General features: G+C 40.3%; 12 protein-coding genes. 10 read left to right on the top strand and 2 right to left on the bottom strand.

Annotated features, from left to right (window positions below; all coding sequences use genetic code 11):
- The first annotated feature begins 632 nt into the window (after positions 1–632).
- The 10 genes from GPW69_RS10865 to GPW69_RS09010 all read left to right on the top strand — a co-directional run bounded on the left by GPW69_RS10865 (position 633) and on the right by GPW69_RS09010 (position 11703).
- On the top strand, positions 633–755 hold the full coding sequence (locus GPW69_RS10865) for an LPXTG cell wall anchor domain-containing protein (protein ID WP_161496330.1): 123 nt from the start codon (positions 633–635) through the stop codon (positions 753–755).
- A gap of 100 nt (positions 756–855) precedes the next feature.
- Entirely contained in the window at positions 856–2115 is a 1260-nt protein-coding gene (gene secY2 / locus GPW69_RS09050; protein ID WP_024385146.1) for an accessory Sec system protein translocase subunit SecY2, read from the top strand.
- 10 nt (positions 2116–2125) lie between these two features.
- Entirely contained in the window at positions 2126–3718 is a 1593-nt protein-coding gene (gene asp1 / locus GPW69_RS09045; RefSeq protein WP_074391655.1) for an accessory Sec system protein Asp1, read from the top strand.
- On the top strand, positions 3693–5267 hold the full coding sequence (gene asp2, locus GPW69_RS09040; RefSeq protein WP_024401289.1) for an accessory Sec system protein Asp2: 1575 nt from the start codon (positions 3693–3695) through the stop codon (positions 5265–5267). Before asp1 ends, asp2 begins: the two co-directional genes overlap by 26 nt.
- On the top strand, positions 5267–5824 hold the full coding sequence (asp3, locus tag GPW69_RS09035; protein WP_024385149.1) for an accessory Sec system protein Asp3: 558 nt from the start codon (positions 5267–5269) through the stop codon (positions 5822–5824). Before asp2 ends, asp3 begins: the two co-directional genes overlap by 1 nt.
- Positions 5821–8220 carry an accessory Sec system translocase SecA2 gene (gene secA2, locus GPW69_RS09030; protein WP_074391656.1) on the top strand — a complete coding sequence of 800 codons (2400 nt, stop codon included), beginning with the start codon at positions 5821–5823 and terminating at the stop codon, positions 8218–8220. Before asp3 ends, secA2 begins: the two co-directional genes overlap by 4 nt.
- Positions 8221–8239: 19 nt before the next feature.
- A complete protein-coding gene (gene gtfA, locus GPW69_RS09025; protein WP_029171037.1) occupies positions 8240–9739 on the top strand; it encodes an accessory Sec system glycosyltransferase GtfA in 1500 nt (499 codons plus the stop codon).
- Between the two features lie 3 nt (positions 9740–9742).
- The gene (gene gtfB / locus GPW69_RS09020) at positions 9743–11056 is read left to right on the top strand and encodes an accessory Sec system glycosylation chaperone GtfB (protein WP_044673897.1); all 1314 of its coding nucleotides are present in this window, start codon (positions 9743–9745) and stop codon (positions 11054–11056) included.
- Between the two features lie 12 nt (positions 11057–11068).
- Complete coding sequence (locus GPW69_RS09015; RefSeq protein ID WP_153308473.1) at positions 11069–11233, top strand: hypothetical protein; 165 nt, start codon at positions 11069–11071, stop codon at positions 11231–11233.
- A gap of 128 nt (positions 11234–11361) precedes the next feature.
- Complete coding sequence (locus GPW69_RS09010) at positions 11362–11703, top strand: metal-sulfur cluster assembly factor (protein WP_024406534.1); 342 nt, start codon at positions 11362–11364, stop codon at positions 11701–11703.
- Between the two features lie 320 nt (positions 11704–12023).
- Here the strand turns inward: GPW69_RS09010 and GPW69_RS09005 are convergent, their stop codons facing one another.
- Positions 12024–12410 (bottom strand): DUF6176 family protein, encoded by a 387-nt coding sequence (locus GPW69_RS09005; RefSeq protein WP_044673901.1) that lies wholly within the window; start codon positions 12408–12410, stop codon positions 12024–12026.
- 50 nt (positions 12411–12460) lie between these two features.
- A complete protein-coding gene (gene ilvD / locus GPW69_RS09000) occupies positions 12461–14176 on the bottom strand; it encodes a dihydroxy-acid dehydratase (protein WP_074391657.1) in 1716 nt (571 codons plus the stop codon).
- Positions 14177–14296 lie beyond the last annotated feature (120 nt).

Genomic DNA, 14296 nt, shown 5'->3' with positions numbered 1-14296 from the left:
CAGAATCCGTGTCAGAGTCAATCTCCGAGTCGGTCAGCGAATCTATTTCGGAATCTACATCTGAGTCAATTTCCGAGTCAGTAAGTGAATCCATTTCGGAATCTACATCTGAATCTATCTCAGAATCAGTGAGCGAGTCACTTTCAGAATCCGTATCAGAGTCAATCTCCGAGTCAGTCAGCGAATCTATTTCGGAATCTACATCTGAGTCCCTTTCAGAATCCGTATCTGAGTCCCTCTCCGAGTCAGTCAGCGAATCAATTTCTGAATCCGTATCAGAGTCAATCTCAGAGTCAGTTTCTGAGTCCATCTCAGAGTCAGTCAGCGAATCACTTTCAGAATCCGTGTCTGAGTCCCTCTCCGAGTCGGTCAGCGAATCAATTTCTGAATCAACTTCAGAATCCCTTTCAGAGTCAGTAAGTGAGTCAATTTCAGAATCTGTATCTGAATCTATCTCTGAGTCGGTCAGCGAGTCGATTTCCGAATCTACATCTGAGTCCATTTCAGAATCAGTCTCTGAGTCTATCTCAGAGTCAGTCAGCGAATCGATTTCCGAATCCGTCTCTGAATCTATTTCAGAGTCAGAATCAACCCCGTCTCGTCAATCTCAAACTCCGCGTAGACAAGGTGCGTTGCCAAATACTGGTGAACAATCATCAGCTTGGGCAGGAATCCTTGGGGCAGGTCTCCTTCTTGGTGGTTTGTATAAACGCCGTAAAAAAGAAGAGGAAGATGTCGAGGAAAATAGTAATTGACGACAGTGATATTTTCGAAGCTATTTATTTGAATAGCTTCGATTTATCATGTATTGTGAGAAGTGTATTCTCACAATACATGATAGAAAGAGGGTATAAAATGTTTGCATCAATGAAGAAAAAAATCCAAAGTTCATTAATTTTAAAAAGGATACTTTGGTCAGTTGGTATAATTTTTGTCTATATGTTAGGGAAATATATTCCTATTGGGACGTTGCCAGTTTATTCTGAAATAGGTGCTGGTGGGTATGATTTAACGAGTTCTCTAGATACTTTAGCGATGGTATCTGGAGGGAATTTTTCTATGCAGAATCTATTTTCATTGGGTTTAAGTCCTTGGATGACCAGTATGATTCTGTGGCGTTTTTTGAGCTTGTTTAAAGTGGTGAAAGTGGCAACGAAGCGACAAACTCAGTTATGGCAGATGTCACTGATGTTTATAATTGCTTTTATTCAAGCATACGGGTATAGTGGAGTTAGTGATTATTTCGAAATTCCAGCATTAGGACCACAGAGTAAAGTACTTTTGAGAATCAGTTCAATTGTTATCCTGATAGCAGGGAGCTATGTTCTTGCATGGCTTGCGGCTGTCAACGCTAGAAAAGGCGTTGGTGGACCATCAGTCATCATTATTTCGAATATGACCTTAACATTTTTAGTAAATATTGCTAGATTGGTATCTGAGAATCGCTTTGATATTTGGATTTGGTTGCTGATTACTCTGTTTGTCCTAGGTGGAGCATCAATTCTTATTTGGATCACGATTAGGGTCTTTAGAGCAGAATATCGAATCCCTATTCGAAGAATAACAATCGTTAGTTCCTTTGCAGAGGAGACGTACATCCCTCTCAAATTAACCCCAGCAGGTGGGATGCCGTTTATGTATGCGATGACCTTGATGACTCTACCTCCGTTATTTATTTCTATATTGCTCGGATTTTTCCCAGATAATGAAGCACTACAGTATCTTTCACAACATTTCTCGATGTCACAGCTAGTAGGAATAATTTTCTATCTTATTCTGTTATTTATTCTGGCAATTGGCTTTGCGTTCTTTAATTTGGATCCAGGAGAAATTGCTGAAGGAATGCAAAAAGGTGGGGATTATATTGAAGGAGTTCGTCCAGGAGAAGCTACTAAGAAATACATCGGATCGTATTTGTGGAAATTGGCAATTATAGGTGCAATTTATACAAGTTTAATGGGTGGTATTCCCATGCTGATTATTTGGAGCCAATCAGGGCAGATAAGTTTTGCTATTCTTATACAAAACATTTATATTATGACCACTCTAATGTTAGGGATTGTAGAGCAAATAAGTGTAATGCAAACTTGGAAACAGTACGATGACTTGATTTAAAGGAGAAAAAATGTATTATTTTATTCCGTCATGGTATAACGGAAATCGGAAGTGGTTTGTTGAAACGCCGCTATGGTTCCGTGTATTTGAGCGTATGAGCTTTGATGATACAATCAACCAAATTCAGATGTTTCAAGCTGCTCATGAAGAAGCTGCGCTTATTTTGACATGCTACCACCCGCAACTTCGCTATTATTTACACAAACAAGGCTTATTAGATGTGAATTATTGGTCATTTTTTGATGATATTCAAAACATTCAAAGAAAGGAAACAAAGACAATTCCTTTTAAAGAATTAGGATGGCCCGAAGGGACTAGATTTATCTATTCCCCATTTATGGTGTTGGCATATGTTGATAACGAAAAGATTGCTGATATCCATTTTGCCGAAAATGGGAACCTACACTTTGTCATTTTTTACGAAGAAAATAAAGAAGCTAGACGCTATTATTTTGACGATAGAGGATTTTTATCGAGCATTCAATATTCAAAAGACGGTGTTCCTAGCTATCAGGATTACTTAAATGAATTTGGGGTATGGCAGGTTCGAGAACATCTAACTCGAAAGCACAGTGTGATTGAAATCAATCCATCGGCCGATCAAATGTTCTATAAATTGACGTATGATGCCTGGGAGGAATTGTTTAAAGAACGTGTACAATTACTGAAATCTGAGTGGATGAAACCGGATGATTTTTTGGTGGTAGCTAGTGATTTACGTCATAATGATCTTATCTTTAATAATTTTGGTGAGTATCGAAAGGTATTTTCTCTCTTTGGCGATCGTTTTGATGTAAAAAATACTGAGGCGCTAAAGCTGGTTATTGAGGCTGCAAGTTTAGTAATTATTGATACTGAGGCAGCAGAACAACAGCTTTTGGCAGAAATCGAACAACACCAGTTACCACATCGTTTTATTAATCGCGTTACTCCATTTGATACTCGTCTTCGCTTAGGGCGCAGCCAGACAATTAAAGAACTAATTATCTATTTCTTAATTGATGGTATAGATCAAACCTGTTATCGTCTAGCTTTAGATGAAATTTTAGGAACAATGATGGAGAATCCACTGATAGAACTTCATTTAATAAGTTATGAGAACGGTAGAAAAAAAGAGCAGGTAACAGAAGAAGTCTTGCAGATTATTAATGAAAATTATTCACTGGAACGATTTACTGATTTGGTGGAAAATGAAAGCGAGAACTTACTGGAAGAAGATGAGGAAATAGAGTTAACTGCTATCCAATTCAAACATTTTACAAATGAAAATCAGATTATAAAAGAATTGGATACAACAAGATTAGTGATTGATTTGAGCGAAAAGCCTCACATATATACTCAAATTGCAAGCATTAGTGCTGGTTTGCCTCAAATTAATATGATAAAAACTGAGTATGTGACCCATTCAGAAAACGGTTGGATTGTTGATGAGGTTTCAGAGATTTCGGAAGCTATTCGTTATTATTTTGATGGCTTGAGCAATTGGAATAACTCGCTTATTTATACAGTTCAAAAAATGGGTGATTATACTAGTGGAAAAATCATAGCCCATTGGAAAGAATTATTGGAAAATAAAAATGAAACTATTGCAGATAGGGGATGAGAACTGGGCGAAAGACCTAGAACTTCCCGAACAAATAGAGTGGTTATACACACCAAGTGATAAACTACAAGATTACTTAGAGGGATTAAAAGCTGCTGAAATTGCCAAGATACCCGAAGAAAGACTAGCTGAAATGGAAGAACCTCCAAAAGTTCATATTCATTTTTCGGGTGTGGTAGTTACTTCGGATATTGCGGAAGAAGTACTGGAGCAACTTACCTCTAATGTCGATGCTTACTCTCTATTTAAGGATAAGGGAGTCACGATTTTCGATCAGCGAGTAGATGGAATTTGTCGACGAGCGGTAATGAGGGAACTACCTATTGAGGAATCACATTACAACACCATACTTTATCTATATCGGAATTTATTTGGTGGGCAATATGGTGCAAAATTAAAGATTCCTGAAATTGATGTAAATCCACACTTTAAAGGACAAGTATCATACGATGGAAATGTTGGTGTGAATTTTGAAGGAGACTTTGGTAAAGATTTTACAACACTATATACATTTCGGTATAATCTGCCTGTTTTCTCTATGTCATTGGAACTTTGGCCAGAATTCATAAAAGAAGGCGACTGTCAACTCCGAATGGAGATTGTTTGCCTTCGCAAGGGATCGCTTGGCGATGTGTATAAAACTTTGATTATTGACGAATGTGACTTAAAAGAGCCATATATTTTAAGGACAGATGAGGAAGTTGGCCATTATTCTATTTCATTTAGTGTAAAAGGAAGTGGAAAGTTAAAATTTGGTGTAACTCACTGGAGATACTCTCGAGAAGGGCTTGGGCGGTTTGTTTTAGGTGGAAAGCGACACGTTGATGAAAAAAGACAAGAGATTTTTACCTATTTCAATCCTGGAGATTTAAAACCACCACTGAATGTATACTTTTCTGGTTTCCGTGGAGCGGAAGGTTTCGAAGGGTTCTTTATGATGAAAGCTATGAGAACTCCATTTATGTTAATTGCTGATCCGCGTTTAGAAGGTGGGTGTTTCTATTCTGGAACAGAGCAATTAGAAAAGAATGTGATTGATGCCATTCAGGAGTCGTTAGACTATCTTGGTTTCACATCCGATCAATTGATTTTATCCGGGTTGTCGATGGGCGCATTTGGTGGTCTCTACTATGCTTCTCACTTCAAACCGCATGCTGTCATTGTTGGGAAACCATTTACAAATCTAGGAGATACAGTTGCTAACTTGAAGTTGAAGCGACCAGATGAGTTTGAAACAAGTGGTGATATGATTCGAAATGTCGTTGGAGGATCAGACGAAGCAGCGATTGAACGTTTTAACCAACATTTTTGGAATAAATTTGGTAAGGTAGACTTTGATAAGACGGAATTTGCCATTGCCTACATGCAACAGGATGACTATGATGGTCATGCTATGGAGCGTTTAGTAGAGCATCTGGCAGATAGTGATACACATATCTATGCCAAGGGATATGAGGGACGTCACAATGATAATAGTAGAGCCATTAATAGGTGGTTCATGACGCAGTATCATAAATTCTTGAAGAACGATTTTGGAAGGAAGCTCTAATGGAAGGACGATTAATACAAAAGATTTATTGGGGAGATACAGCGAATGGTGGAAATTATTTGTATGGCTCTGTAATTGATCATTTTGATAAAAAGGTTCAGTTTGAAAATCTTCGTTTTGCTTCTGGTAAACCAATAAAACGATGGCATTCTAGGACCAATTATCAAGGGGATCGTCAGTCGCCGAATCTGCCACTTTTGCGTCCGGGTTATCGCTATCGTATAGAACACAACTATTCTGTTGAACCAGAAGGTCGTGCTTACATTGAATTGCAATATTTTAATCGCCAAGGCGAGGTTGTTGGATTAGATATCTTGAAAAATGGAGAACAAGAGTTTGTTTACCCTGCTGATGCCTTCACTTACAATATGGCTTTAGTTAGTGCAGGCTGTCAGCGTGTTTATTTTTCTGATATTGCACTATATGTCTTGGATGAGATTGACACCCACTACCAATCTAGAAAAGCGAGGGGGTATTACAGCCAAAATCGTTATCCGCAGGATTTAGAATTTGTAACAGGCCTTATCCGAAATACTAGAGAAGAGGAAGGGGTATGAAGTTAAGAAATAATACTTCAATTTTAAACAAATATCGGTTGTTTAAAATTAGGCGTATCACTAAAAAAATTATTAAACTAGAATCTGAGTATCGCCAAATGACCGATGAAGAGCTTTCTGGTCAGACAATAAAATTCAAAGAACGCCTTGCACAAGGGGAGACTTTGGATGATTTGTTGGTAGAGGCTTTTGCAACTGTGAGGGAAGCCTGCTACCGCATACTAGGGCAGTTTCCCTACGAAGTTCAAGTCATGGGAGGCATCGCCCTCCACCAAGGCTGTATTGCAGAAATGCGTACCGGAGAAGGAAAGACCCTAACTGCAACAATGCCTCTTTACCTAAATGCACTAATGGGTAAGGGAGCGATACTAGTAACCACCAATGCCTACCTCGCTGTTCGTGATGGGGAGGAAATGGGAAAAGTCTATCAGTTTCTAGGCTTGACTGTTGGGATTGGTGCGAAGGAAGAAGAGGATACTGATACGAATCAAGATTCAGAAGAAGATAGGGAAAGTGTCTATATGGCAGATATTACCTATACAACTAGTGCAACACTTGGTTTCGATTATCTCTCTAATAATCTTGTGTCATCTGCAGAAGGCAAATTCCTACGAGACTTTAACTATGTAATCGTTGATGAGGCGGATGCCGTCTTACTAGACAGTGCCCAGACACCGTTGATTATTTCGGGTTTTCCACGAGTGCAGTCAAACCTATTTGATATTTGTAATCAGTTCATTCTAACCTTAAAAGAAGGGGAGGAATTCTTTTTTGACCCAGATAAAAAAGAAGTTTATCTGACAGATAAAGGGAATGACTATGCAGAATCCTACTTTGATATAGATGAACTCTACTCATCCGAAAGTTGGGAGTTGAATCGCCATATTAACTTGGCTCTCCGCGCTCATTATCTTTATCGGAAAAATTTTGATTATGTCGTGCAGGATGATGAAATCAAACTGTTGGATAATCGGACAGGTCGGGTGATAGAAGGAACACGTTTGCAATCCGGTATTCACCAAGCTATCGAGACAAAAGAAAAGGTCAAGAAGACTAAGGAAAGTCGAGCGATGGGCTCAGTCACCTACCAGAGTCTATTTAACATGTTTCCGAAAATCGCAGGAATGACTGGAACTGGACATCAGGCTGAAGATGAATTGATTGAAACTTATCATGTTCCTGTAGTTTCTATTCCGACAAATAAACCGACCCAGCGCATTGACTACCCGGATAAGATATATGCCACCCTACCAGAGAAGTTATATGCCACCATTGAGATGGTAAAAAAACTTCATGCGAAGGGGCAGCCTGTATTATTAATTTCAGGAACTGTAGAAATCACGCAAATTTATTCCAAGATGTTGTTGCAAGAAGGAATTCCGCACAGTACCCTTACAGCTAATAAAGTTGCCAAAGAGGCGCTTATTATTCAAGAAGCGGGACAATATGGAACTGTAACTTGTGCAACTATTATGGCTGGTCGTGGAACGGACATCAAACTTGGTCAAGGAGTGGCTGAACTTGGCGGGTTAGCAGTCATCGGAACAGAGCGGATGCCCAACAGTCGTATGGACTGGCAGTTGCGAGGTCGTTCAGGACGTCAGGGTGAACCGGGGATGTCACAATTTTTTGTCTCATTGGAAGATGAGTTGCTAGTCAATAATGGACCTGAGTGGGTTAAAAAGTACTTTAAGAAAAAGAACAACACCGAACGAAGGAATTATGGACAGCCCTTAAAATCGAAACGCTTCAAACGTGCACTTACGCATGCTCAAACAAAAAGTGAGGATGGGGCGATTAGTTCCCGTCGTTTTACGATTGAATATGATGAGAGCATGCGCATTCAGCGGAATAAGGTATATGCTCTTAGGGATAGGCTCATGTTGGAAGACCTGGATCTATCAGCCAAGGTAGAGAAAATTGTATTTGAAGTCATTGGAGATTTCTTACAGACCCATCCCAAACGTAGCCCTCATCAATTGAGACGCTATATTTTGGACAACTTTACCTACGAATTTAAAAAAATACCTGAAGATTTGCTTCTTGCTAGTGATACCCAAATTGAGGACCTACTTTTTCTAATCTTTAAAAAGGAAATGAAGAAGAAAGCTCGTATTGTTCAAACACATGAGGGGATGTCTGAATTTTATCGATTGGCAGTTTTAAAGGCTATTGATGAAGCTTGGATTGAAGAGGTAGATACGCTGCAACAGTTGAAAGGTGTGATAACGACGCGTTCAACAGCACAAAAAGGAAGTGTCTCCGAGTACTACAAAGAATCTTTGCGCTCCTACAAGGAAATGACTCGACAAATTCAGCAGAAAATTGTACGTAATATCATGCTAAGTACTATCGAAGTAGATAAAGAGGGAAGATTCTCTATTTACTTTGTATAAGGTGAAGTGAGGAAAGTGAATGACAATTTACAATATCAACCGAGGTATCGGTTGGGCCAGTAGTGGCGTTGAGTATGCTCAAGCCTATCGCGCGAGCATACTAAGAAATATTCAGCAAGACAGTAAATTTATTTTTACGGATATGTTCCAAGGTGAAAACCTTGCACATTATACAGCTAATATTGGTTTTCAAGATGAGGAAGTAGTATGGCTGTATGGATTTTTTACTGATGTGAAAACCAGATCGACAACCTACACCATTGGTCAGTTTGAATCGAGTTTATCATCTGGTATGGTTAAAATCTCACAAAACAATGACTCTATCCGCTATGAAGATAAGGAAAAGGGCATTGTAGCCGTTGGTTTTTTGAGAAAAGATCACCCAGACTATGTGCAACGTGTCGAATACCTATCCAAAGGGAAGCTTATTCGTAAAGACTATTTTAGTTATACAAAAATGTTCTCTGAATACTATGCACCAGTAGACAATCAGCCTAAGTTGTATCAACGGACATTCTTCAATGAAGATGGCAGTGTAGCCTATGAAGAAAACTGTGATGGTGAAAAGTCTCTATTCCGTTTCAAGGATACGATTTTATTTTCAAAAGAAGAATTGATTGGCTATATGTTGGATTGTTTGCAGTTGACCAGTCAAGATATTATTCTTGTGGATCGAGCGACGGGAACAGGTCAAGCTATTCTTCGTCATAAGGGAGCTGCAAAGGTTGCTGTTGTGATTCATGCAGAACACTACAATATTAATTCAATGACAGAGGATACCATTCTCTGGAATAATTATTATGAATATCAGTTTACCAATGCTGATAAAATTGACGCCTTCATCACATCCACCCAGGCTCAGAAAGATACGCTGTCTGCTCAATTTAAAAAATATACAAATTTAGATCCAGCTATTTTTGTCTTGCCAGTCGGTAGTTTAGATAAATTGCGTCATTCAGCCGAAGGAAGACGGCCATTCTCGCTTCTTACCTGTTCACGTTTAGCTGCAGAAAAACATATTGATTGGTTAGTTGAGGGTGTCGTCTTAGCGCAGAAGCAACTACCTGACCTAACATTTGATATTTATGGTGCTGGTGGTCAGCAATCGAAGTTGGCAAGCATGATTGAGCAACATCAAGCGCAAAGTTATATTCATCTCAAGGGGCACCATGATTTGACTGATATTTATCAGCAGTATCAAGTATATCTGACAGCCTCAACTAGTGAAGGCTTCGGTTTGACTCTGATGGAAGCTATCGGCTCAGGTTTGCCGATTATTGGTCTGGATGTTCCGTACGGGAACCAAACCTTTGTTGAAAATGAAAAAAATGGTTCTCTTATTCCGAGACAGGACCCAGATGATGCTATTATCTATGCACAAGAATTTGCGAAGCGCTTGATTCAACTGTATCAATCTAACCAATTGGATGCCTGGCATCAGGCTTCTTACAAGCGGGCAGAAGAATTTCTAACCAGTCGTCTAGAAGAAGCTTGGCAAACATTTATCGAGGAGGTGTAAGCGATGATTTTATTATTTGATTATTTTCATACAGCTAGTCAAGATTTGTACTACTCCTTGAAGCAAGCAGGGCTTACAGGCTCTACTGTTGCCATCAACGATGATGGTTTTTTGCCAGAAGGTGTGACATCCGTTTATTCATACTATTGCCAGATGGAAGCCGGTCACGGAAAACCTCTTTATTTTAATCAGATAAAGGTGCCACCATTCTGGGAAATTACAGGGACTAACGGTGAGGGAGAAATCTGGGAATATAGCGAAAAACGTGCGAAAATTTTCTATGCAGAGCCCAAGCATTTACGACATGTGAAGAATGTTGATTGGATGGATAAGAATGAAAAAGTTCGTTTTACAGACCATTACAATCAATATGGCTGGCTCTATGCTCGGACCTATTTTACTGCAGAACAAAAGGCAACAACGCGTAGTTATTTTACTCGCGAAGGCTTGGAAGTCATTGTAGAAAACTTTATGACTGGCGATGTTATCCTAAATTGGCAAGGAAAGACTCATTTTTTTGAAAATCGTGTAGCATTTTTAAAACACTACTTTAAAGAGATGGGCTGGGATACTTCGCAAATTTGGTATAATTCCCTGTCGACTCCTTTTTTCCTATCTTACAATATGCCACAACCAGGACAGGATATTCTTTTCTGGCAGGAAACGATAGGAGATGACATTCCTGGTAATATGAAAATTTTACTGGCTAGTGCTACTCAACGCACCCAGACCGTCGTGGTTCAGGATAAGGCTACTTTTGACAAGATGCGGACGCTTCTGCCTGCAGAACAGGCTGAAAAGTTAGTGTATCTTGGCTATATCTACCCTCAAAGACGTGAGAATCAGAACCGGCAAGACATTTTTATTTTTACAAACTCGGATCAGATTGAGCAACTGGACTATTTGACGACTGCTCTGCCGAATTTCAAATTCCATATTGCTGCCTTGACTGAAATGTCACAGCGTTTGATGGCTTTTGATACCAGGGACAATGTTCAACTTTACCCAAATATTTCACAAAGGGCGCTTGAACGATTATATGATACCTGTGACATCTATTTGGACATCAATCATGGAAGTCAAGTAATGGAAGTGGTTCGGAAAGCCTTTGAGCAAAACATGTTGATTTTTGCTTTTGAAAATACTGTTCATAATGCTTCGTTAATCATTAAAGATCATATTGTACCACAGGCAGAACCACACAAATTAGTAGAACTACTGAATGCGAATGCTGGGCGACTGACTGACAAGGTCGTTGAACAGCGCACCCATACAAGTAATGAATTTGTAGAAAACTATGTAGCTATCTTAGGCTAGGGGAGGCTTTTGATGACAAAAAAAAATCAACTATTAGAAGATGAAATCACTCAACAAATTCAAGAAGCTCGTTACGTTGAACCAAAACCGGATAAGAAAAGACGAGGTCTTTTCTATAAAACCATCATTTTCTTAGTTACACTAGCCATTCTCTATTCTCTATTACGTCGATTCTAGAGAAGGCTGAACATTAAAAAGAGGTTTCGTTCAAACCTCTTTTTTGAATATTCAGAATTTGCAAATTTTTCTTGAAAATTGATAAAAAATATGAGAAAATGATACAAATTAGAAAGATGAGAAAGCTAATGAGAGAAGATATTCAGATTAATGAACGAGCCTTAACTGTATCAGAACAGTTGATAGAGGTTTTAGAATCTATTTACGATCCTGAAATTGAACTAGACATCTACAATTTGGGTTTGATTTATGAGATTCATTTAGATGAAGCTGGTTTTTGTAAGGTTGTCATGACCTTTACAGATTCAGGTTGTTCTTGTGCGGATACTATGCCTGGTGAATTGGTTGCAGCCTTGAAAACGATTGATGGTATAAACGATGCACAGGTAGAGATTGTCTGGTCTCCTGCTTGGAAGATGACCCGTATCAGCCGTCTCGGACGTATTACGCTTGGTATCAGTCCGAAATAAAAAGAAAATGGGAGCTGGAAAGAACTCGACGATCAAAAGAGTTCCCCTCGCTTCCAAATATGTTGGTTCGGGCTAAAATAGTCCACTGGACTATTTCACTCCCACCCCCGCATAGCTCCAAAGGTTCGGGGGCTGGAGATAGGGCGAATAGAGTTCGCTACAAAACTGTCTCCCAGACAGTTTGAGGTTGGAGATAAGATTTGCTTTGCAAATCTTATCTCCAACCTTTAACAGTCCAATGGACTGTTAAAGCCAATCAACCACTGCGCTGAGATGTTGACACGAACTCTGAAAAGTGAGGCTGGACTTTCTGTCCAGCCTCACTTTTTAAATGTTTCATCGTATTGTCTGTCTAATTCTTCCATGGTTTCATAAACAGGTTTGGGAATCATGACAACTTGCGGATCCAAATCGACCATGCCATAGCTCGGGTCGATACATTCTTCCCAGTACTCTAAATGTTTTTTGTCGATATAGGATTCTGAATCTTCGACTTCAATCCCTCCTTCGGCTTGGACAGAGTACCAGTAGAGGTATTCGCGTCCGTCCAATACCTCACGGAAGATGGTTTCGACATACATTTTCTCTCCTTCAAGAGTGAGGAGAGTATCTTCCATGTGCTCGTTGAGAAAGGCCATCCATTCATCTACTTTGGCAGTTTTCCCTTCTTTGACTCGAAAGCGGGAGAGTTCGACGTTTAGTTTCATTTTTTCTCCTTTTGGAAAACCCTGCCACGAGGACAGGGTCGTTGAGTTCCTTATTTTTTCCCCGTACGTTCTGGTCTCCAGAAGTCGGTAACGGCTCCTTTTGAGGCAGAGGATACGGTGTGGGCGTATTTACCGAGAACACCACGAGAGTAGAGTGGTGGAATGACAGTGGTTTTCTTGCGTTCTTCGATTTCTTGGTCAGAAACGTGCATGGTGATTTCTTTGGTATCTTGGTCAACCGTCACCAAATCACCTGTACGGAGGTAGGCAATTGGTCCACCATCCTGAGCTTCAGGTGCGATGTGTCCAACAACCAGTCCATAGGTACCACCAGAGAAACGACCGTCTGTTAGAAGGGCTACCTTGTCACCTTGGCCTTTTCCGACAATCATGGAAGAAAGGGATAGCATTTCAGGCATACCAGGACCGCCTTTTGGTCCAACATAGCGGACAACGACTACATCGCCATCTACGATTTCATCGGTCAAGACGGCTTCGATTGCTTCTTCTTCAGAATCAAAGACCTTGGCTGGACCTGTATGGTTGCGGACTTTCACACCAGAAACCTTGGCAACGGCACCTTCAGGAGCAAGGTTACCTTTGAGGATGATGAGTGGGCCATCTGCACGTTTTGGATTTTCGAGTGGCATGATGACCTCTTGACCTGGAGTCAAGTCTGCAAAATTCTCTAGGTTTTCAGCAACGGTTTTACCTGTACATGTGATGCGGTCGCCATGAAGGAAGCCGTTTTTGAGCAAGTATTTCATAACCGCAGGGACACCGCCGATATTATAGAGGTCTTGGAAGACATATTTACCAGATGGTTTTAGGTCAGCTAGGTGAGGTACTCGTTCTTGGAAATCGTTGAAATCTTCCAATGTTAATTCAACATTAGCAGCATGGGCGATGGCTAGAAGATGGAGCGTAGCGTTGGTTGAGCCCCCCAGAGCCATTGTGACTGTAATAGCATCTTCAAAGGCTTCACGCGTCATAATGTCAGATGGTTTGATACCAAGTTCTAGCATGCGTACAACAGCACGACCAGCTTCTTCGATATCAGCCTTCTTCTCAGGAGATTCAGCAGGGTGAGAAGAAGAGCCAGGAATAGACATACCCATTACCTCAATGGCAGTAGCCATGGTATTGGCAGTGTACATACCCCCACAACCACCAGGTCCAGGACAGGCATTACACTCAATCTGACGAACTTCTTCAGCAGTTAAGTCGCCATTGTTCCATTTTCCGATTCCTTCGAAGACAGAAACCAAGTCAATATCTTTACCATTGAGGTTTCCTGGTGCGATGGTTCCACCGTAGGCAAATACAGCAGGAATGTCCATATTGGCGATAGCAATCATAGAACCAGGCATGTTTTTATCACAGCCGCCGATTGCGACAAAGGCATCCACGTTGTGCCCTCCCATAGCTGCCTCAATAGAGTCGGCTATGATGTCACGGGAAGTCAAGGAGAAGCGCATACCAGGTGTTCCCATGGCGATTCCGTCTGCAACGGTGATGGTACCGTATTGAACAGGCCAGGCACCTGCATCTTTTACCCCTTCTTTGGCTAATTTTCCAAAGTCATGAAGGTGCATGTTACAGGGTGTATTTTCAGCCCATGTCGAAATAACCCCAACAATAGGCTTTTCAAAGCTATCGTCGGTCATTCCTGTTGCGCGAAGCATGGCACGGTTGGGTGACTTGACCATCGAATCATAGACGGAACTACGATGACGGAGGTTTTTAAGTTTGTTTGTATCGGTCATAATTTTCTTCTCCCTATCTTATTTTACCCATTATATCATAGATATGAAAGAAACGATAAAAGATTTGACAAATAATTGGAAATTTCCGAATTTTTCAACAATTTATTCTGCAGTAAAAGG

This window comes from Streptococcus suis (genome assembly GCF_902702775.1).
Taxonomy (GTDB): Bacteria; Bacillota; Bacilli; order Lactobacillales; family Streptococcaceae; genus Streptococcus; species Streptococcus hashimotonensis.
This window is presented reverse-complemented; position numbering and strand designations above follow the sequence as displayed.

Excerpts from the sequence above, each read along its gene's own strand:
- secY2 (WP_024385146.1), top strand. The coding sequence starts at position 856 with ATGTTTGCATCAATGAAGAAAAAAATCCAAAGTTCATTAATTTTAAAA.
- asp1 (WP_074391655.1), top strand. The coding sequence starts at position 2,126 with ATGTATTATTTTATTCCGTCATGGTATAACGGAAATCGGAAGTGGTTT.
- asp2 (WP_024401289.1), top strand. The coding sequence starts at position 3,693 with ATGAAACTATTGCAGATAGGGGATGAGAACTGGGCGAAAGACCTAGAA.
- asp3 (WP_024385149.1), top strand. The coding sequence starts at position 5,267 with ATGGAAGGACGATTAATACAAAAGATTTATTGGGGAGATACAGCGAAT.
- secA2 (WP_074391656.1), top strand. The coding sequence starts at position 5,821 with ATGAAGTTAAGAAATAATACTTCAATTTTAAACAAATATCGGTTGTTT.
- gtfA (WP_029171037.1), top strand. The coding sequence starts at position 8,240 with ATGACAATTTACAATATCAACCGAGGTATCGGTTGGGCCAGTAGTGGC.
- gtfB (WP_044673897.1), top strand. The coding sequence starts at position 9,743 with ATGATTTTATTATTTGATTATTTTCATACAGCTAGTCAAGATTTGTAC.
- GPW69_RS09015 (WP_153308473.1), top strand. The coding sequence starts at position 11,069 with ATGACAAAAAAAAATCAACTATTAGAAGATGAAATCACTCAACAAATT.
- GPW69_RS09010 (WP_024406534.1), top strand. The coding sequence starts at position 11,362 with ATGAGAGAAGATATTCAGATTAATGAACGAGCCTTAACTGTATCAGAA.
- GPW69_RS09005 (WP_044673901.1), bottom strand. The coding sequence starts at position 12,410 with ATGAAACTAAACGTCGAACTCTCCCGCTTTCGAGTCAAAGAAGGGAAA.
- ilvD (WP_074391657.1), bottom strand. The coding sequence starts at position 14,176 with ATGACCGATACAAACAAACTTAAAAACCTCCGTCATCGTAGTTCCGTC.